Here is a 20,198-nt window from a genome sequence, read left to right on the forward strand (position 1 = left end):
ACGAGCTCGCCGCCCACGGCGACGTCCAGAGGAGTGCTGTCGCCGCTGATTGTCAGCAGGCCGCTTGCGGAATCGAAACTGTATGTGGCTCCAGCAGGTGGAGGCGTGATCATGGCGAACGTGCTCAGGTCGAAGCTGGTCGGGTCCAGCACGTCGCTGATGGTGATATCGTTGATATCTTGGTCAATATTGAAGAGGCGCAGCTTGTAGCGCAGCGGGTCACCCGGGGCGGCCGTGATGGCCGGGTCCGCGCCAGTGGCCAGGTTCTCGACGGTTTTCTGAAAGTAGTAGCCGGATAGCGCCGCCGTGACGCTCAGGCTGTCCTGGAAATCCAAGACGCCCGGTGTGCCGTCGGTAAGCGGTCCCTTGTCGTATTGGCGGCGGCCGGGAAGGCTGCTGTCGCCACTGAACCACCGGGTTGCGCCGGCCACGTTGGTAAGCGTTATGCCGTTTGTGCTGTCGCCATCGATCTGGGATTGGTAGGTGATGACCAGGTGCTGAGAGGGCCCGACCTTGGCCGCGGGCGTATCCAGCATGGTCAGGCTGAGCTGGCACGTGGGCGCACCACTATAGGTGACCGAGTAGTCGGTGCCCGGCTCCAGCAGACCCGAAACCGGGGTGACACCATCCGCCTCAAATATCTGGACGGTGACCCCGCCCGGCGCTGTGGTGGGGTCGTAGTCGCACATGCCGCCCGAAGGCCCGTGGGGGAGCTTGTCGACAATGGTGGCGTTCCAGGCATCGCTGCCGCCGGTGTTCTGGACGTCGATGGTAAAAGTCGCCAGGACCCCCAGGTTCAGGGCCGTCTCGCTGCTCGTCTTGGTGACCACGAGATTGGGCCCGACGATGGTCATCGGTTGCGTGATTCCATCCTGCCCGGGGAGGGGCTCATACCTCTCTCCATTAACCATCCTCCCCAACTCCCAGTGGGCGGTGTTGATGAACTGCGTCCCGGGCGCGTTCGCCGGGGTGTCGTCGAGGACGACTGTAAGCTCGAGCACGATCTGAGTCCCGGCCGGGATTGTGGCCAACGCCGGGTTGTCGGCCCACAGGAAGGAGAGGTGCTTGCTGTCCCCCGAGTTTGTCAGTGAGCCCAGCGGCGTTGTAGTGCCATCGCTGTTCTTCAGGTAGGCGGTGCTGCTCACATAGGTGAGGTCCGCGCCCGTGGCGGTGAGGTCGTCGGTGATTTCGATGTGGTACACGTCGCCGGTATCAGGACTCCCGGAGTAGACGTAACCCGACGACGTCAGAATCGCCATGTCCGGAAACGTGAGCGTGTAGGTGAAAGGCACACCGACGGAGGTCGTGGTCTGGCCCACGGGGTTCTCCTTATGTATTCCATCGACTGGGATAATGAATTCCTGACAGCTGGCACTGATGTTGTTATATGAGCCGTTGCTCCACCACATTGAAAAGGTGGAATGCGTGGGGTCGTTACAGGACATGTTTCCTTCGTAATAAACGTTATCGAAGACTATGAGATATGACGCATGAGTAGGGAACTGAAAGTTGATGAGGGTGAATGGCAGCCCGCCCACGGACTGCGGAAAGTTTTTTATCGTGCAATCCCGGTCGATGCCGAGCGTGCTGGGAAGCAGCGAGATATCGACGACATTACCGTCAATCACTCCGCCCGGGTAATCGGAGCACATATCCCCCGCCGCCTGCGCGGAAGAGGCCGCGCCCAGCAACAGGGCGAAGAGAAGGAGCAGCGGGAAACCGAGCGTTGAGCCCCATGCCGTCAGGGCCATAAGGAAACTTCCCCGCTTCCGGGCCTTCCGGCTCGAATACATCCCTTGCAGCTTGTCCAGCAATGGCAAAGCCACTGCGAGCCCAGGTTTACCGCGCATCAGTATCTAGATGCCGGTGCCGTTTTCGGGCGCAAAAAGTGACGTGCCGTAGATGGGATTATTGAATTCGTCGTGCTTCTGCCCGGGGCAAGTGAAGCCGCCCTTCTTGCCAGGGATGTCGAGCGTGTAATGCTCGCCGGCTGGGAACCCTCCGGGGTTCACGCCGTTGCCCGGCTTTGCGGCGAATGCAGACACGCTGAAACACAGAACAACTACCACGGACAGTAAAAGCAATAGCATCCTTCTCATCACTTCCTCCCAAAAGAATGGTGGTGCATCCTTCGGCGGCCCGGCTGTCTCACCATGAGATCCGCGGCTCTCCGTCCCCTCCTCGCGAAGGGTTTGGTCTTATCGGGATGCTCTTGCTTTACCGCTTCCCCAATGTGTCCGTCAGCTAACCTATACTGACCACCTCCTTCCTTGCCCGACAAAAAAAGCCGGATCGTCTATGCTTCCTTCAGCGACCCCGCTCTCCTATTTCAGGACCCGCGGTTCTTGTCCCCCACCCCGCGAAGGATCCTTTTTTGTCCGGACGACTATATCAAACACTAGGTGAACACGTCGTCTCAGTGATTCGGCGCACACCAAAAAAAGGTCGGAGTTTCATTGTGATTCAGCGCACAAAGAGAGCGGTTGCCCCGCCATCGACACATCCACTGACATAATCCCGTCTTGTGAGGCCGGGCGGGGAAATGTTGCCTGTGCATCACGCAAAAAGGTGCATCAAGAGATGCCGCGGCTTTAGCAGAGACAAGAGGACCAGACCTCGGTATTACTATTAAATTTCGTTCGGTACTGTCCGATTAAGAACCGAATAGATTCAATTGGTTATAGTAATGGAGCTTTTTTGATCTCATGCCGATGCCGTGAAATGCTCGTTGTAAGGGCATTTTCTCGAAGATGGCGGTGGACAGATCCTCCTCGTGCTTCTCGTTTTTTGGTCCTCTAGATTTACAAAACGTACATCCGTTTGCTCATGGATGCGGCATTGCCGCAATAAGAAAAGTCGTCTCAAAAACTTGCAAGGGAGACCCCATTACGCTAACGTGTGAAGCAGAGACCGTGAAGAGGTCTACTCCCAAGAATGCTTTTTGAGGGAATACCATGAAAAGAGCCGTTTCACTGTTTTTCGTGCTTGCAATTTTTGCGGCGATGGCGTTTCCCAGGCCTGCACAGGCCCGGGAAGTCGTCCGCGCCAAGCTCTCGAACGGCCTTCGCGTGGTCATCGTCCGCGACGCGCTGGCTCCGGTGGCCACCACGGTAGTCAATTACCTGGTCGGCTCCGATGAGGCGCCTGCCGGTTTCCCGGGCATGGCCCATGCGCAGGAGCATATGATGTTCCGCGGAAGCCCGGGGCTTTCGGAAGACCAGCTTGCCCGGATATCCGCGGACCTAGGCGGCAATTTCGACGCCGATACCCAGCAGAACGTAACCCGGTATTTCTTCACCGTGCCTGCGAGTGATGTGGACGTGGCTTTGCATGTCGAGGCCATGCGGATGAAAGGCGTCCTGGACACGGAGGAACTATGGGCCGAGGAACGCGGTGCGATAGAGCAGGAGGTGGCGCAAGACCTCTCGAATCCGGAATACGTTTTTTACACCCGGCTCCTTGAGGACTTCTTTGCGGGGACCCCGTACGAACACGACGCCCTGGGCACCCGCTCCTCCTTCGACAAGACCACGGGGCCGATGCTGAAGCGATTTTATGAAAGGTGGTATGCACCGAACAACGCCGTTTTGATCGTATGTGGAGACGTTGACCCGTCCGCTACCCTGGAGAAGATAAAAAGCCTGTTCGGCGACATCCCGGCCAAGACCCTCCCGGCCCGCCCGGAAATTAAACTGAAACCCGTCAAGAAAAGCCTCATACGCATGAAGACGGACCGCCCCTACGGCACTGTCTCCATAGCTTTCAGGATGCCGGGTTATGACAGCCCGGACTATGCGGCCTCCGTGGTGCTTGCGGATGTCCTCTCCAGCGAGCGTGGAGACCTGTACGCGCTGGTCCCCGAAGGCAAGGCGCTCTTTGCCGGGTTCGAGCTTGCTCCCCTCCGCAAATCGGGTCTGGGTTATGCGGTTGCCGCTTTCCCGTCCGGCGCCGACAGCGAAAAACTCCTGGCGGAGGTGCGCGGCGTGCTCCTGGAGACGATAAAGAAGGGCGTTTCTGCGGACCTGGTGTCCGCCGCCAAGCTGCATGAGGTCACCGACGCTGAGTTCGAGAAGAATTCGATATCAGGGCTTGCTGAAACCTGGTCGCAGGCGATTGCGGTGGAGGGAAGAGAGTCTCCGGAGGACGACATAAAAGCCATACAGAAAGTGACGGTTGAGGACGTCAATCGGGTGGCTGCCAGGTACCTGGAGATGGAGCAGTCCGTGGAGGCCATCCTCACTCCCCAGGTCTCCGGCAAGCCTGTTTCGTCCAAGGGATTCGGAGGCAGGGAAGAAATCACGGTCAAACCACCCGTTCACGTAACCCTTCCGGACTGGGCGGCCAAGGCCCTGGGGCGCCTCCCGGTGCCGCGCTCGGCCCTCCATCCGGTTGTGAGCACTTTGCCGAACGGCCTGCGCCTTATCGTGCAGCCCACATCCATAAGCAACACGGTAAGCGTATACGGGCGCATAAAGAATAACCCCAAGATGCAGACGCCCAAAGGGCGTGAGGGGGTGGATTCGCTCCTGGGCCAACTGTTTTCGTATGGCAGCACCTCGCTGGGCAGGATAGCATTTCAGAAGGCCTTGGACGATATCGGGGCAAAGGAGTCGGCGGGCACCGATTTTTCCCTGAAGGTGTTGCCACATCATTTCGAGCGCGGCGTGCAGCTCCTTGCCGAAAATGAGCTCAATCCGGCCCTGCCCCCGAACGCGTTCACCATACTCCGCACCCAGACGGCCGCATCCCTTAAGGGAGAGGTCCAGAGCCCTCGTTTTCTGGCCAGCCATGCCCTCAAGGAAGGCCTGTTCCCGAAAACCGACCCCAGCGTGCGCCATGCCACGCCGGCGAGCGTTTCGGCCTTGACCCTTGAAGATGTGAAGGACTACTATTCCCGTGTCTTCAGGCCCGATATGACCACGATAGTGGTGGCCGGGAAGGTCACGCCGGCAGAGGCCCGGAAAGTGGTCGAAAAGTATTTCGGCGGTTGGACTGCCAAGGGTCCCAAACCCGAGACGGACTTTCCCCCGGTGCCGGATAATAAGCCCTCCCATGTGACGGTGCCGGATGCCAGCCGCGTGCAGGATGAGGTCGTCATGGCGCAGACGCTTCGTCTGAAACGCACGGACCCGGACTATTATGCCCTCAACCTCGGAAACAATGTCCTGGGAGGCGCGTTCTATGCGACAAAGCTCTACCAGGATTTGAGGGAACGCACGGGCCTGGTGTATTTTGTGGATTCGCAGCTTGAGGCCGGTCAGAAGAGGTCGGTCTACGTCGTTGTCTTCGCGTGCGACCCGGACAAAGTCTCCAGGGCCTCGGCAATAGTGCTGCGGGACCTGGGCCAGATGCGCAAGGGCGGCATCCCCGATGACCAGCTTGAGCAGGCAAAGGCTCTGCTCCTCCGCAGAATCCCGCTTTCGGAATCGAGCATCGACCAGATAGCCGAAGGCTTCCTGTACCGGGTAACCCAGAACCTGCCCCTTGATGAGCCCCTGCGCGCCGCAAGAAAATACAAAAAGCTCACCGCCGCGGACATCCAGCGCGCATCTTCGAAATGGATACGTCCGGACGACATGGTCCAGGTAATCAGGGGTCCCGCCCCGCAGTAGACGTATGCGCCGGCCAGCCCAAAAAGGTTGACGGCATCTCCGCCGGACTCCGGTCCTGAGCAGTCTTCCAGGGCCCGAAGGTTCCGCGCCGTCTCGCGGTGCGGCGAAGAATAGGCCGGGGCGAGTCCCCTCTTTCTTGCCCCGGCGGACGCTGGCTCGCCCGCGGGGCAAAAAGTGTTGCGGAGCCGGGCCTTTCGTAATAGACTTGGATAAACGGGAAGCCCTGGGTTGTGCGGCAGGGACGTATCGATAACGCACGGCAGACCCATGCCGGCATACGGGAAAAGCTCTGGAGGAACCATGGGCGACATTCTCTCCAAAGAAGAATTACATGCCATGAACGCCTATTGGCGGGCGGCGAACTACCTGGCGGTGGGACAGGTCTATCTGATGGACAACCCGCTGCTGAAGGAGCCGCTCAAGGCGCAGCACATCAAGCCCCGGCTCCTGGGGCACTGGGGCACCGTGCCGGGGCTTAATCTTCTGTATGTCCACTTGAACCGCATCATCAAGGCCCACGACCTGAACATCATATATATCACCGGTCCCGGACACGGGGCGCCGGGCATCGTGGCCAACACGTATCTGGAGGGCATATACAGCGAAATCTATCCCGAAGTCTCCCAGGACGCCGAGGGCATGAAGAAGCTCTTCAAGCAATTCTCGTTTCCGGGGGGCATTCCCAGCCACACCGCTCCGGAAACCCCGGGTTCCATCCACGAGGGGGGCGAGCTGGGCTACTCGCTGTCGCATGCCTTCGGGGCCGCGTTCGACAACCCCGACCTCATCGTGGCGTGTGTCGTGGGCGACGGGGAGGCGGAGACCGGCCCCCTGGCCACCGCGTGGCATGCCAACAAGTTCCTCAACCCCGTTCACGACGGGGCCGTGCTGCCCATCCTGCACCTGAACGGCTACAAGATAGCAAACCCCACCGTTCTCGCACGCATCAGCACAGAGGAGCTTGAAAGCCTGTTCGAGGGCTATGGCTGGCGACCGTACGTCGTCGAAGGCTCCGACCCCGAACCCGTGCACCAGGCGATGGCGGAGACGCTCGAAAAGGTCATGGCGGAGATAAAATCCATTCAGCAGGAGGCCCGCACGAAGGGCAATGCAAGACGCCCCAGATGGCCGATGATAGTCTTGAGGACGCCGAAGGGCTGGACATGTCCGAAAGAGGTCGACGGGCTCAAGACCGAAGGCTTCTGGCGGGCGCACCAGGTCCCCGTCACCGACCTGCACACGAAGCCCGAACACGTGAAGGTCCTTGAGCAGTGGATGAAAAGCTACAAGCCCGAAGAGCTTTTCGACGAAAACGGCACGTTCAAGCCCGAGCTCAGGGAGCTTGCTCCGAAGGGGCAGCGCCGGATGGGCTCCAACCCCCATGCCAACGGCGGACTACTCCTGAAGAACCTGAAGATGCCCCGCTTCAGGGACTATGCCATTGCGGTGCCCAAGCCCGGCGAGGTCAGGGCGGAGGCCACCCGGGTGCTGGGGGGATTTCTGCGCGATGTGATGAAGCTCAACGAGGACGCGCGCAACTTCAGGGTGTTCGGGCCCGACGAAACGGCCTCCAACCGCCTGGACGCCCTGTTCAAGGTCACCGACCGCACCTGGATGGCCAAGCGCCTGCCGGAGGACGTCTCTCTTGCCCCCGACGGCAGGGTCATGGAAATCCTGAGCGAGCATACCTGCCAGGGGTGGCTCGAAGGGTATCTGCTGACGGGACGGCACGGGTTTTTCTCCTGCTACGAGGCCTTCATCCATATCGTGGACTCGATGTTCAACCAGCATGCCAAGTGGTTGAAGGTTACCAGCACGGAGATACCCTGGAGGCGGCCCATCGCCTCGCTGAACTATCTGCTTACCTCTCATGTCTGGAGGCAGGACCACAACGGGTTTTCGCACCAGGACCCGGGGTTCATAGACGTCGTCGTGAACAAGAAGTCCCACATAATCCGGGTCTACTTTCCGCCGGACGCCAACACCCTGCTTTCCGTCGCAAACCACTGCCTCCGAAGCCGCGATTACATAAACGTGATAGTGGCCGGCAAGCAGAGCCAGCCCCAGTGGCTCGACATGGACTCCGCCGTGAAGCACTGCACGTCGGGCATAGGGATATGGGAATGGGCGAGCAACGACAGGGGCCTGGAGCCCGACGTCGTGATGGCGTGCGCCGGCGACGTTCCCACCATCGAGACGCTGGCGGCGGTGGAGATTCTGCGCGAGCGAGCGCCCGACCTCAAGGTGCGCGTGATAAACGTCGTGGACCTCATGACGCTCCAGCCCCCGGAGGAGCATCCACACGGGCTGCCTTACAAGGATTTCGATACCCTCTTTACGACCAACAAACCCATCATCTTCGCCTACCACGGCTACCCGTGGCTCATCCACCGCCTGACGTACCGGCGGACGAACCACAAGAACCTTCACGTGCGGGGGTATAAGGAGGAAGGCACGACTACGACGCCTTTCGACATGGCCGTCAGAAACGACATGGACCGTTACCATCTGGTGGCCGACGTCATAGACCGCGTCCCCCGGCTCGGGCACATCGCGGCCTACACGAAACAGTACGTCCGGGACAAGCGCATCGAACACAAGGAATACATCGCCACGTACGGCGAAGACATGCCCGAGATAAGGAACTGGACCTGGAAAGGCGACACGTAGGGAGCACAGGAGGCCGGAAGGGCGGGCGGAGTTCCCTCTGGCTGGTGCGCCATGGGGAGACCGCGTGGAGCGCGGGAGGCAAGCACACCGGGCGCACGGACGTGCCGCTGACCGAAAAAGGAAAGCATCAGGCCCTTGCCCTGAAAGAACCGCTTTCGGAGCATGCCTTCGCGCTTGTGCTGTCCAGTCCTCTTTCGAGGGCTTTGGATACGTGCCGCCTTGCGGGCTATGGCGATAGCGTGCAGTTGGATGACAACCTCCGTGAATGGGACTACGGGATGTACGAAGGGAAAAGCACGGCCGACGTCAGAAAAGGGGCGCCGGGCTGGAGCATCTGGGAGGCCGACGTGCAGGGCGGGGAAAACGTCGAGGATGTTGCGGCCAGGGCCAGGGCCGTCATCGCCCGGGCCGGGAAAGCCGGTGGCGACGTGGCCCTTTTCGCCCATGCCCACGTACTGCGGATACTCGCGGCGTGCTGGGCGGGGCTTCCCCCCCGCGCGGGCAAGCATCTTTCCCTCTCGACTGCCTCGCTTGCCATCCTGGGCTACGAACACGAATACCGCGTCATCAAACTCTGGAACAAAACGTTCTGAGGGGCCATGGCCGAAGTAGTGCTCTGCATGAACGCCGGCTCTTCGTCGCTGAAGTTCTCCCTGTACCGGATGGGGCCGGATACGGAAGAGCTCCTTGGCAACGGGAGCATAGAGCATATCGGCCTTGAGGGGGGCCGGGTGAGCATGAAGGCCGGCGGGAAGACGGTCTCCAGGCAGCAGGACTTCGTGGATTTCACCTCCGCCGTGCAAGCGGCATTCCGGCTGCTTGAGGAGGCCGGTCTTCCGCGTCCGGAAGCCGTGGGCCACCGTGTGGTTCACGGCGGGGCCGGGCTGATACGCCCCGCCAAGGTGGACGAGAAGCTTCTGGCCGAGCTCGGGGAACTTTCCCCTTTTGCACCGCTTCACCTTCCGCAGGAAATAGAAGGCATGGAAGCCGTGAAATCACGGTTCCCCGAGCTTCCGCAGGTGGCCTGCTTCGACACGGCTTTCCACCGCTCGATGCCGGAGCTTGCGCAGCGTTACCCCCTGCCCCGCCGCCTCTGGGACGAAGGGCTGAGGCGGTATGGATTTCACGGCATCTCCTACGAGTACATCATGGGGGTGCTGGGCGAGAGCCCGCCCTCACGGGTGATAATCGCCCACCTGGGCAACGGCGCCAGCATGGCAGCCGTGAAAGACGGCAGGCCAGTGGATACGACGATGGGTTTTTCCCCGACGGGCGGCCTCATGATGGGCACGCGCACGGGCGACATTGACCCGGGCGTGGTCCTTTACCTGCTTGGCGAAAAAGGGTACGGCTACCAGGAGCTTGAGCACACCGTGAACCGCGAGGCCGGCCTTCTGGGGGTCTCCGGCATAAGCAGGAACATGAAAGTCCTGCTCGAAAAAAGGCGGCACGAGCCCGCGGCGGCCCAGGCGGTGGAGATGTTCTGCTACTACCTGAAAAAGCACATCGGCGCTCTGGCGGCGGCCCTGGAGGGCCTTGACCTGCTTGTCTTTACGGCGGGCATCGGTGAAAAGGCCGCCCCGGTCCGCGAAATCGTGTGCCGGGGGCTCCGCCACCTGGGCATCAGGCTCGACCCGGAGTCAAACAACCGGCACGCCGACACCATAACGACCCCCGAAAGCCCCTGCGCCGTGCGCGTCATACCGACAAACGAAGACCTCGTCATCGCCCGCCGCACCTATGCAATGCTGGGATAACGCATCCTGTGGAAGCCGGGCAGGGGAAATTGCGGTCCCGCGTGACGGACGCTTTACCTCGTCCCCATTTCAGCTTTTTCGTGGGGCATACGAGACGTTTGGCGTTACGGTGTTATAATAAACCGACATGCCCCTCCATGAGACGATAATGAGGAAAGCCCTCTTTCCGGCGGCCGCGGTTCTGGTGCTTTTCGCCTCGGTCTCCCCGGCCTGGGCGGGGCCGCTCGATGACCTGAAGAGGCTCCAGCGGGACATTCACACGGTGAAGGCCTCCTTCGTCCAGGAAAAGCACACGGAGCTCTACGACAGGCCCATCGAGAGCCGGGGCACCTTCTATTTTAAGGCGGGGGCCGGCGTCCGCTGGGAGTACGAGGAAATGACGGTCATCTACGACGGCGAGTATCTCTACCTCTATTACAAGGAACTTGAGGAAGCCGAGAAGGTCCGGGGAGTGGCCGGGTACGCCGGCCCGTTGAGCTTCGACCTTGACCTCCTCCTGAAGGACTATACTGTAGAGAGCACGAAAAAGGACGGGGGCATCCTTCTCGTCCTTACCCCCCGAAAGAAAATGCCCTTCACGACCATGAAGCTGTTCTTTCCCGCGGATGCCGCGTTTCCGCGGACGGTTACCACTGTCGAGGAGACCGGAGACCAGACGGTCATAACCTTCTCTCAGGTGGAGACGAACGTATCCCTCCCGGGGGACATCTTCTCGTTCTCGCCTCCCCCCGGGGTGGACGTGCGCGAGCGCACCGTTCAGTAGCCATCTCTCCCGGAGACCGCACTCCATCGGCGCCCCAGAGCGGTTGTGTGTCTCATATCGTTGACAACATCGGCGTTCCTGTGATACAAGCATAGAGCCATGGAGAAAGCAGGCTTCAGAGAGGGCATTTTCCGGACCATCAACACCACCCGGGACATCCGGAAAGCGGCCTTCATCGCGTACGACGCGGCGCCCCACGCGGTGGTGGAGTCCGTCCTTTCGGTCCTGTACTGCGAACATGTCGTATTGAGCGCCTACGAGGACATTATCGCCTTTTACATGGCGGCCCGCCCCGACGTGCTTTTCATCGGTCCCGCCGACGCCTCTCGCCGGGAGGAACAGTTCCTCCTGTGCCAGGGACTGAGGGAATTCGGCTACGAGGGCATCATCATACTGGTGACCGACGACCCCATGGCCTGCGGGGGCACTCCCGCCATTACCAGCGAGGGATTCGACAGCTACGTTCTGAGCTCCGACAGCCCGAGCCGTATCCTGGATACCGTGGAGTGGGCGATTATCAACCGGAGGAGGCGGAACAAGTTCACCATACAGTTCGACGGCAATCCGGACTCCTTCTACACCGTCGATGCGGCCGGAAGAGTGTACGACCTGAACCGCGGGGCCACCGAGGGGACCCCGTACAGCCCCAAGGACGTCGTTTGCCGTGGCATCGGCGTCATGGAGCTCGGAACGCTCAGCTTCTTTCCCTCGAGGGTGCAGCCCCGCATCCGGCCGGAGTACGTGGGCATGAGCTTCGATGACACCGTCGAGGAGGGGGAGTGCATCTGCCAGGTGCGCACCACGGTTCATAACGTCTCCACCATTGGGCTTGTGGCCACCGTCGCCAAGACCGACATCACCCGTGCGGTCTACCACAGGACGCTGGACATCCTCGTCAACTCCGTCACCCTCCTTTCCCACCGCGACAACTACACGGCAGCGCACTCGGCCAGGGTCTTCCACTACGCCTCCTCCATAGCCGAAGCCATGGGCGTTGCCAGGAACCGGAGGTTCATGCGCTCCCTTTCCTTTGCGGCTCTTCTGCACGACATCGGTAAGATAGGCATCAAGGACAACATCCTCCTGAAAAAGGGCAAGCTCACCCCCGGCGAGTACGCCGAGCTGAGCACCCATCCGGTCAAGGGCTTCCGGATGCTCCGCTCCTACAGCCTGCTCGGGGATGCCGGCGAGCTGGTCCGCTCGCACCATGAGCGGCCCGACGGCTCCGGCTATCCCGACAAACTTGTGGGCAACAAGATCCCCCTCGGAGCGAGCATCATCGCCGTGGCGGACGGTTTTGACGCCATGACCACCACCCGCCCGTACAGAAAGAGCCTTTCCTACGACGCGGCCCTCCGGGAGATGAGGCAGAACCTGGGCAGCCAGTACAACGCCGAGGCCTGCACGGCGTTCCTCTCCCTTATCACGTTCGGGTTGATGAGAGCCGTGCGGAGGAAATCCCGTCTTCCTCTGAGCGACATCGCCCACACCCTGCTGAAGACAATCCTCTGAAAATCGTGTATCATCTGGGAAAACCTCTCCATCCAGGAGACGGGGGTGTTTTATGGACGTCTTTGAGGCCATCAAGAGCAGGCGGAGTGTGCGGAGGTTCGCGGAGAAACCTGTGGATGAGGAGAAGGTGGAGGCGCTCCTGGAGGCAGTGCGCCAGTCGCCCTCCTGGGCGAACATGCAGTGCTGGAGGTTCGTGGTGGTGCGGGAGCAGGCCGTCAAGGAGCAGATAAGCCAGCTCTCCTACGTGGAAAGCTTTTTTGCCCCTCTGGGCTATAAGACCAATCCCTCCCAAAAGGGTCTTGCCGAGGCCCCGGTTGTGGTGGTCGCCTGTGCCGACCCGAAGCAATCGGGCGTGATACGCGGCCAGGAATATTACCTTACGGACCTGGGCATCGCCTCCCAGACCCTTATGCTCGCCGCCCATGGCATGGGGCTGGGGACGGTTTTCGTGGGCGTGTTCGACGAGGAAGAGCTGAAGGAGCTTCTCCGCATACCGCCGGAGTTCCGCGCGGTGGGCCTCTTCCCCCTGGGGTATCCCAGGGAGGAGAAAAAGGCCGGTCCGCCCCGGAAGGAGATTTCAGAGCTCGTCTTTCACGAGTCCTGGAAGCAATAGGGCGTCACGGCATCTCGGTCGAAGGCACGGGCGCTCACACGGGGCCGGCGGGCGTTTCGTTGAGATTTGTCAATCCCTGTGCTATGATTTTTCTCGACCGAGGCCGCAAGGACCATTCCCGCTGAGATGCGCACGGACAGGCGTGAATACGCAGTTTCCGGGGGACCTTTGAAGGAATCCATGCTCCTTTCTCCGACCCGCATGAGAGAGATTGCCTGGGAGCTCGGCCGATGGGTGTCGTTCCCCTTCACGAGTGATTACGCCGTTTTGTGCATGGTCCACCCGTGGCTCGGGCAGGTGCACTGGCACGTCCGCCGGGAGACCGCCGACGCCCTTCGCGCAGGGGGTGGATTGGAGCACGCCCGCCTCGTCGTCCGCGTCTATGACGTGACCGATGTCATCTTCAACGGATACAACGCGCACATGTTTTTCGACCTGGACGTAGGCCGCCTCTCGGGGAACTATTATTTCAAAGTCCCCCAGCCCGCCCGGCACTACCTGGCCGAGGCGGGCTTCTTGGCGCCTGACGGCGGGTTCGGCGCCCTGGCCCGTTCTGCCGTGACCTTTTTCGACCGCGACCGACCCTCGGGGGACTATCAGGTCTCGGGCCTCTTCGGCGGCGGAGCCCTGGACAGGGTCTTTCCCGTAGAGAACGTTTTCGATGCGCCCGTTTATGAGCGGATGAACCGGGAGCTTTCCCGCACGGGCCGTCTTGAGCCCCTGTCGGTCGCCATGGTGCATCTTGGCCTCAACCACGAGGCCGGGCCGGGGAGCCCCGTGGGCGTTTTCATTGACGATGTGGCCCGCAACCTCGGGAAACTGGGTGTGGAAGTGACCCTGTTCACGCCGGTCTTGAAGGAGAAGAAGGGCGAGAAAGGTTCCCTGCTCCGGCGGATACAGGCCCTGTCCCTGTCCACCGTGGGCAAGCTCGGGAAGGCCCACAAGAAAAGGCCTTTTCATCTCGTTCACTGCCACGACTGGTACTCTTCCGTCGTGGGGCTCGCGGCGGCCTCCAAGCTCGGCCTGCCCATGGTCCTCACCCTGCACTCCACCGAGCACGAGCGTGCCCAGGGGAATATGAGCCGGCTCTCGGAGTCCATCCGCCGGCGGGAGGAGAGGGCGGTGGGCAGGGCGTCATGCGTCATCGTTCCCCATTCCTCCACGCTGCATCAGGCCGTCACCCTGTACGGCGCGCCGCCGGAGAAGACGGTGATTATCCCCGATGTGCTGGGACCGGAGCAGGAGGCCGGGCGCGACCCCGGGGAGGTGAAGCGATGGTTCGGCTTGAGGCCCGACGCCTCCATGGTCCTGTTCTGCGGAGAGATGTCCCATGCGGCGGGGGCTGACCTGCTGGTGGAGGCACTGCCCACGGTCTGCCGCAACCACGGCGCCGTCCAGTTCGTCTTTGCCGGGGAGGGGCCTCTGAGGGCGGAGCTGGAGGGCCGGGTCTGGCATGCCGGGCTTGGTCACCGGTGCCGCTTCGTCGGGCACGTGAACCGGGAGACCTTCGAGAACCTTCTGTCCGGCGCGGACTTCGTGGTCATCCCCGCCCGTACGTGGCAGGACGAGGGTGTGGCCCAGGCGGCCACCGCCCAGGGCAGGCCGGTGCTGACCACGCATCAGGCAGGCATTACGTGCGTCGTGCACGGAGAAAACGGCCTGGTGACCTTCGATAACCCGGGCTCCATAGTCTGGGGTATCCAGGAATTGCTGCACAACCCGCTGGGGAGGCGCGGAGAAATGCTCCGGCTGGTTGCCAGGCGGAGGGAGGCGCCCTCGCTGGAGAACGTGGCGGTGCAGCACTACATCTCCTACGAAACCGTCCTGGCCGAGAAGAGGGAACGGACCGGTGCCTAAGGGCTATCTGGCGCTGGTCCTCCATGCCCATCTGCCCTTCGTGCGCCATCCGGAGCACCAGAGCTTCCTCGAGGAGCGCTGGCTCTTCGAGGCGATAACGGAGACCTACATTCCCCTTATCAAGTTCTTCGACAGGCTCGTGGATGAGAACGTCCCCTTCAGGCTCACCCTCTCGGTCTCTCCCTCGCTGCTGGGCATGCTTGAGGACGAGCTTTTGCAGGAGCGGTACGAGCGCCACCTGGAGAGGCTCATAGAGCTGACCGCGAGGGAGCTGGAGCGGACCCGGCATGAACCGCATTTCCATTATCTGGCGGGCATGTACAGGGTGCTCTTCGAGGAAGCCAGGGACATTTTCGCGGTCCGCTACGGGCGGCGGCTCTCCCGGGCGTTCCGGCGGTTCCATGAGCACGGCTCCCTGGAGCTCATCACCACCACGGCCACCCATGCCCTCCTGCCCCTCATCGCCTCTCAGCCCAAACAGGTGGAAGCCCAGGTGGTCACGGGGAAGGAGTACTTCGAAAGCGTTTTCGGTTTTGCTCCCCCGGGCATATGGCTTCCGGAGTGCGGGTTCTTCAGGGGGCTCGACGCCCTTCTCGCCAGAGAGGGGTTCCGGTATTTTTTCGTGGAGTCCCACGGGCTGGAGCAGGCCAGCACGACCCCCCTGTACGGGGTCCATGCGCCTCTGTACACGCCCGCGGGGGTGGCCGCCTTCGGCCGGGACCGGGGCAGCACCAAGCAGGTCTGGTCGGCCCGGGAGGGTTTTCCGGGGGACCCGGTCTACAGGGAGTTCTACCGGGACATCGGGCATGACCTGGATTTCCACTACATCCGTCCCTATATCGCCGGGGACATCCGGGTGGACACCGGCATAAAGTATCACCGGGTTACCGGTCCTACCTCGTGGAAGGAGCCGTACCATCCGGAGGCTGCCAGGGAGCGGGCGGCCCAGCACGCGGGGGTTTTCCTCCACCAGAGGATGTCCCACGTGCAGTACCTGGACTCCGTGATGGAGACCGCGCCCATCGTCACGGCCCCCTTTGACGCCGAGCTTTTCGGCCACTGGTGGTTCGAAGGTCCCCAGTGGCTCAATTTTCTCATCCGAAAGGCCGCCTATGACCAGAACGTCCTCGAGCTGACCACGCCCTCGGCCTATCTGGAGCGGCATCCCGTCCACCAGGTGGGCGCGCCGTGCACCTCGACTTGGGGGCACAAGGGGTACTTCGAGGCCTGGCTAAACGGGAAAACGGACTGGATTTACCCCTACCTTTATGAGTGCGGCCACCGGCTGGAAACCCTTGTGCAGAAGCACGGCAGGGAAGGGGTCTCGCCGCTTCTGGACCGGGCCCTCCGGCAGTGCATGCGGGAGCTGCTCCTGGCGCAGAGCTCCGACTGGCCCTTTATCATCAACAACGGCACGTCCACGGAGTATGCGACCCGCCGGGTGAAGGACCATGTGGCCCGGTTCAACTTCCTGGCGACGGGAATCGAAAAGAGCGCCGTAAACGAGGAGTACCTCATGGCCCTGGAGGAGATGGACAACCTCTTCCCCGAGGTCGACTACCGGTTTTTCCGCTGATGCCTTTCCCTCGAGGCTGAGGGGGCGGGGACCTCCGGCCAAAAAAAGAGAGAGCCCTCAGGGCCCTCTCCGGTTAAGTCCCGCAACGGGCGGGCTATTTTTATTCAGTATATCCTTTTTGCCCCGGGCGCGTCCAGCTCTCTTAGTGGGCGTACGGATGCATGCGGCCTAAACGACCCCGTGGGGGATTTCGTCCAGCATCTGGGCCAGGGTGCGCTCGTAGTCCTCAAAGAGGTTCTGCCGTATCCAGGACTCGGCCTCCGCGAGGAGCTCCTTTTCCCCCTTTGGGTCGGTGAACTTCTTGATAACCGGCGTGGGCTCACCCCCGGAGGTCTCCGCGTAAAGGAGAAAGCCTTCAAAGACGCCCGGCTGGCCGGCCTTTTGCGTAAGGTAGAGCTTGCATCCGTAGGGGCTTTGGCCCCTGGGCATGTAAACATAGAGGAGTACCACGGCTGTTCTCCTTTCAGGGCCCTCCCGGCCTTAAAAGAATAGCGGAAGAGGGCGGCCCTGGCAACGGGCCGGTTTTCTTTCTCCCCTGGTTGCGCTCCGTTGACAACCCCCCGGAACTTCCATTACTATCAGAGTTTCCATGGATTTTCAGGAGATGATATTCCGGCTCGACCGTTTCTGGTCGGAGCGGGGGTGCGTGGTCCTTCAGCCCTACGACACGGAGGTGGGGGCGGGGACTTTCCATCCGGCCACGTTCTTCCGGGTGCTCGGTCCCGAGCCCTGGAGGACCGCCTACGTGCAGCCCTCCCGGAGGCCTACCGACGGGCGCTACGGGGAGAACCCCAACAGGCTTCAGCACTACTACCAGTACCAGGTTATCGTCAAGCCCTCGCCGGCCGATTCCCAGGGGCTGTACCTGGAGAGCCTGAAGGCCCTGGGCGTGGACCCCCTGGAGCACGACATCCGGTTCGTGGAGGACGATTGGGAGTCCCCCACCCTGGGGGCCTGGGGCCTGGGCTGGGAGGTCTGGCTCGACGGGATGGAGATTACCCAGTTCACCTATTTCCAGCAGGTGGGGGGATTCGACCTGAAGCCCGTAAGCCTGGAGCTTACCTACGGCCTGGAGCGCATCGGGATGTACCTGCAGGGCGTGGAGAACGTCTTTCGTCTCCGCTGGAACGGCGATATTACCTACGGCGACATCTTCCACATGAACGAGGTGGAGGGCTCCCGGTATAATTTCGACCTCTCCGACCCCGAGATGCTCATGGAGCGGTTCGTGGCCTACGAGAGGGAGTGCGTCCGGCTGAACGCGGAGGGCCTTGTGGGCCCCGCCTACGATTACTGCCTGAAGTGCTCCCACGTCTTCAACCTCCTGGACGCCAGGGGGGCCATATCCGTCACCGAGCGGACCGCCTTCATCGCGCGGGTCCGCACCATGGCAAAGCTCTGCGCGGAGGCCTACGTGAGGCAGCGGGAGGAGATGGGCTTTCCACTGTTGAGGGGGAAAGATGCCCGATAACCGGCCCGTCCTCCTCGAGATAGGCTCGGAGGAAATCCCCGCGCGCTTTCTCCCGGGCGCCTTGGCCTCCCTGAAGGAGCTTGCCGAAAGGACCTTCGCCGAATACGGCATCGGTCTGAGCGGCGTGCTCTCCTACGCCACCCCGCGGCGGCTGGCCGTCGTTGTGCAGGGCGTCCCGCCCAGGCAGGAAGACCGGGTGCGGGAAGTCTTCGGCCCGCCGGCCAGGGCCGCTTTCGCCGAGGACGGCTCTCCCACCAAGGCCGCCCTGGGTTTCGCGCGCTCCCAGGGTGTGGAGCCTTCGAGCCTCGTGGTCAAGCACAAGGACAAGGGGGAGTACGTGGCCGCGGTCATCGAGGAGAAGGGCAGGGCGGTGCGGGAGCTTTTGCCGGAGGCCTTGAAGCGGATTGTCCTTTCGCTTCATTTTCCCAAGTCCATGCGCTGGGGCCAGGGGACGATGCGGTTTGTCAGGCCCGTGCACTGGCTTCTTGCCCTGTACGGGGAGGACACCGTTTCTTTCGAGATAGACGGTATAAGAAGCGGAAACACCACCCGGGGGCATCGCTTTCTCTCTCCGGGAGAGGTTGCGATAACCCATCCGGACGCCTATCCGGGAACGCTCGAGGAAAACCGTGTGGTGGTGGACCTGCCGGCGCGCATCGAGCGCATCGCTCAGGGGGCCGGGGAGCTTGCCCGGTCCGTGCAGGGCTCGCCGGTCATGGACGAGGAGCTTTTGTCCATCGTGGCCTGCCTCGTGGAGTATCCGTTCCCGGTCGTCGCCGGCTTTGAACGGAAGTACCTGGAGCTTCCCGACGAGCTTCTCGTCGCGGTGATGGAGGGCCACCAGAAGTACTTTCCGGTGGCGGGGCCCGAGGGCTCGCTGCTCAACCATTTCATCGTGGTGAGCAACACCCGGGCCGAGAACGCCGATACGGTGAGGAAGGGAGCGGAGCGGGTCATCAAGGCGCGGTTCGACGACGCCCGCTTCTACTTTGAGGAGGACCGGAAGCGGACCCTTCAGAGCAGGGTGGAAGATCTGAAGCAGGTCACCTTCCATGAGCGCCTGGGCTCGGTGCATCGGAAGACGATGCGGCTGGCCGCCGCGGCTCGGGGGATTGCCGGGCGGCTCTTCCCGGGTAAGGAGGAGCAGGCCGCACGGGCCGCCACGTTGGCGAAGACCGACCTCATCACGGGCGTGGTGCGCGAGTTCCCCGAGCTTCAGGGCGTCATGGGGAGCTATTATGCCGTGCACGACGGCGAGGACGACGAGGTGGCCCGGGCTCTCCGGGAGCAGTACCTGCCTGCTTTCTCGGGCGACCGGGTGCCCGGGACGGAGGTGGGAGTCTGTGTGAGTCTGGCTGACCGGATGGATAACGTGGCCGCCTTTTTCTCCATCGGCATCACGCCCACCGGTTCGGAGGACCCCTTCGCCCTGAGGAGGCAGGCCCTGGGGGTGATAGCCATCCTCACGGAGAGGGGGCTTGACGTCTCCGTCGAGGACCTCCTTGAGCTTTCCCTGCAGGCCCTGGGGCACGTGGAGGACGGCCAGCGGGTGCGCGAGGACGTCCTCAGGTTCTTCGAGCAGAGGATGGAGGCCCTCCTTCAGGGCAAAGGGCACGAGTACGACCTGGTGCAGTCGGTCCTCGGGCTTTCCACCCGGGTCTCCCCGGGAAACCTCTACGGGAGGCTTCACGCCCTTACGGAGGTCCGGAGCGAGCCCTGGTTCGACGATTTCCTCACCGCGGCCAAGCGCGTCCGGAACATCACCGCCCCGGTCGGCGCACTGCCGCCGGTGAGGGAGGCCCTTTTTCAGGCGGACGAGGAGCGCGCCCTCGCGGCGGCTCTGGAAACGGTTTCGGAGCTGGTTCTTGCCGCCACGGGCCGGGGCGACTACCGCTCCGCCCTCCGGGCCCTGGAAGGCCTTGTCGCGCCCATCAATACGTTTTTTGACCGCGTGCTCGTCATGGAGAAGGACGAGAGCCTGAAGCAGAACCGTCTGGCTCTCCTGAGGGGAATCTGGACCCTCCTCAGCACCATAGCCGACGTCTCCCACCTGAAAGAGAGGGCCTGAGGCCGAATATGGGGTCCGTAGCTGAAAATACGGGCGTGGGCCCCTTTGAAAACGGCGGAAGGGCTGATATATAATTATACGTTGTACCGGCGCCAGAGCCAGGGGTGCCGGGATGTTTGTTCCTGGGTAGCTCAGTCGGCAGAGCGGGTGGCTGTTAACCACTTGGTCGGGGGTTCGAGTCCCTCCCCAGGAGCCAGATTATCCGGCGTACGAACCGGGGCCCGATTGGGCAAACCGTACCGGACCTCGACCGTACGCCTTTGAATATATAAATTCCTTTCGGCTCTTCCTTTCTTTGC

The 20,198-nt window shown here is 62.0% G+C and carries 14 protein-coding genes, 1 tRNA gene and 1 riboswitch; of the genes, 12 read left to right on the forward strand and 3 right to left on the reverse strand.

What is annotated here, in order from left to right; translation table 11 throughout:
• Both P8Y39_03015 and P8Y39_03020 read right to left on the reverse strand, forming a co-directional pair.
• A partial coding sequence (locus P8Y39_03015) for a hypothetical protein (GenBank protein MEJ2191307.1) occupies window positions 1–1,751 on the reverse strand: 1,751 nt, incomplete at its 3' end.
• A gap of 105 nt (window positions 1,752–1,856) precedes the next feature.
• Window positions 1,857–2,099 carry a hypothetical protein gene (locus P8Y39_03020; protein ID MEJ2191308.1) on the reverse strand — a complete coding sequence of 81 codons (243 nt, stop codon included), beginning with the start codon at window positions 2,097–2,099 and terminating at the stop codon, window positions 1,857–1,859.
• A 31-nt stretch (window positions 2,100–2,130) separates the two neighbouring features.
• Window positions 2,131–2,207: riboswitch (cyclic di-GMP riboswitch) on the reverse strand.
• 747 nt (window positions 2,208–2,954) lie between these two features.
• Here P8Y39_03020 and P8Y39_03025 point away from each other — a divergent pair.
• The 9 genes from P8Y39_03025 to P8Y39_03065 all read left to right on the forward strand — a co-directional run bounded on the left by P8Y39_03025 (window position 2,955) and on the right by P8Y39_03065 (window position 16,360).
• A complete protein-coding gene (locus P8Y39_03025) occupies window positions 2,955–5,612 on the forward strand; it encodes a pitrilysin family protein (GenBank protein ID MEJ2191309.1) in 2,658 nt (885 codons plus the stop codon).
• A 300-nt stretch (window positions 5,613–5,912) separates the two neighbouring features.
• Complete coding sequence (locus P8Y39_03030; GenBank protein ID MEJ2191310.1) at window positions 5,913–8,282, forward strand: phosphoketolase family protein; 2,370 nt, start codon at window positions 5,913–5,915, stop codon at window positions 8,280–8,282.
• A 44-nt stretch (window positions 8,283–8,326) separates the two neighbouring features.
• Window positions 8,327–8,875, forward strand: a complete 549-nt coding sequence (locus P8Y39_03035; GenBank protein MEJ2191311.1) for a histidine phosphatase family protein — start codon at window positions 8,327–8,329, stop codon at window positions 8,873–8,875.
• A 6-nt stretch (window positions 8,876–8,881) separates the two neighbouring features.
• Window positions 8,882–10,039, forward strand: a complete 1,158-nt coding sequence (locus P8Y39_03040) for an acetate/propionate family kinase (GenBank protein MEJ2191312.1) — start codon at window positions 8,882–8,884, stop codon at window positions 10,037–10,039.
• Between the two features lie 148 nt (window positions 10,040–10,187).
• Entirely contained in the window at window positions 10,188–10,802 is a 615-nt protein-coding gene (locus P8Y39_03045; GenBank protein ID MEJ2191313.1) for an outer membrane lipoprotein carrier protein LolA, read from the forward strand.
• 99 nt (window positions 10,803–10,901) lie between these two features.
• Window positions 10,902–12,314 (forward strand): HD-GYP domain-containing protein, encoded by a 1,413-nt coding sequence (locus tag P8Y39_03050; protein MEJ2191314.1) that lies wholly within the window; start codon window positions 10,902–10,904, stop codon window positions 12,312–12,314.
• Window positions 12,315–12,366: 52 nt separating this feature from the next.
• Complete coding sequence (locus P8Y39_03055) at window positions 12,367–12,927, forward strand: nitroreductase family protein (protein MEJ2191315.1); 561 nt, start codon at window positions 12,367–12,369, stop codon at window positions 12,925–12,927.
• Between the two features lie 180 nt (window positions 12,928–13,107).
• Entirely contained in the window at window positions 13,108–14,784 is a 1,677-nt protein-coding gene (locus P8Y39_03060; GenBank protein MEJ2191316.1) for a glycosyltransferase, read from the forward strand.
• Window positions 14,777–16,360: a DUF1957 domain-containing protein gene (locus P8Y39_03065; GenBank protein MEJ2191317.1), complete on the forward strand. Its 1,584-nt coding sequence runs from the start codon at window positions 14,777–14,779 to the stop codon at window positions 16,358–16,360. The genes P8Y39_03060 and P8Y39_03065 overlap by 8 nt, the downstream gene beginning before the upstream one ends.
• Before the next feature lie 168 nt (window positions 16,361–16,528).
• Here P8Y39_03065 and P8Y39_03070 read toward each other — a convergent pair whose 3' ends face one another.
• Window positions 16,529–16,810, reverse strand: a complete 282-nt coding sequence (locus tag P8Y39_03070) for a hypothetical protein (GenBank protein MEJ2191318.1) — start codon at window positions 16,808–16,810, stop codon at window positions 16,529–16,531.
• Window positions 16,811–16,949: 139 nt separating this feature from the next.
• Here P8Y39_03070 and P8Y39_03075 point away from each other — a divergent pair, with 139 nt between their 5' ends.
• The 3 genes from P8Y39_03075 (at window position 16,950) to P8Y39_03085 (ending at window position 20,095) form a co-directional block, all read left to right on the forward strand.
• Entirely contained in the window at window positions 16,950–17,831 is an 882-nt protein-coding gene (locus P8Y39_03075) for a glycine--tRNA ligase subunit alpha (GenBank protein ID MEJ2191319.1), read from the forward strand.
• Window positions 17,821–19,899 (forward strand): glycine--tRNA ligase subunit beta, encoded by a 2,079-nt coding sequence (gene glyS, locus P8Y39_03080; GenBank protein ID MEJ2191320.1) that lies wholly within the window; start codon window positions 17,821–17,823, stop codon window positions 19,897–19,899. Before P8Y39_03075 ends, glyS begins: the two co-directional genes overlap by 11 nt.
• Before the next feature lie 120 nt (window positions 19,900–20,019).
• A tRNA-Asn gene (locus P8Y39_03085) sits at window positions 20,020–20,095 on the forward strand.
• Window positions 20,096–20,198 lie beyond the last annotated feature (103 nt).

This window comes from Nitrospirota bacterium (assembly GCA_037386965.1).
Lineage (GTDB): Bacteria > Nitrospirota > Thermodesulfovibrionia > Thermodesulfovibrionales > JdFR-86 > JARRLN01.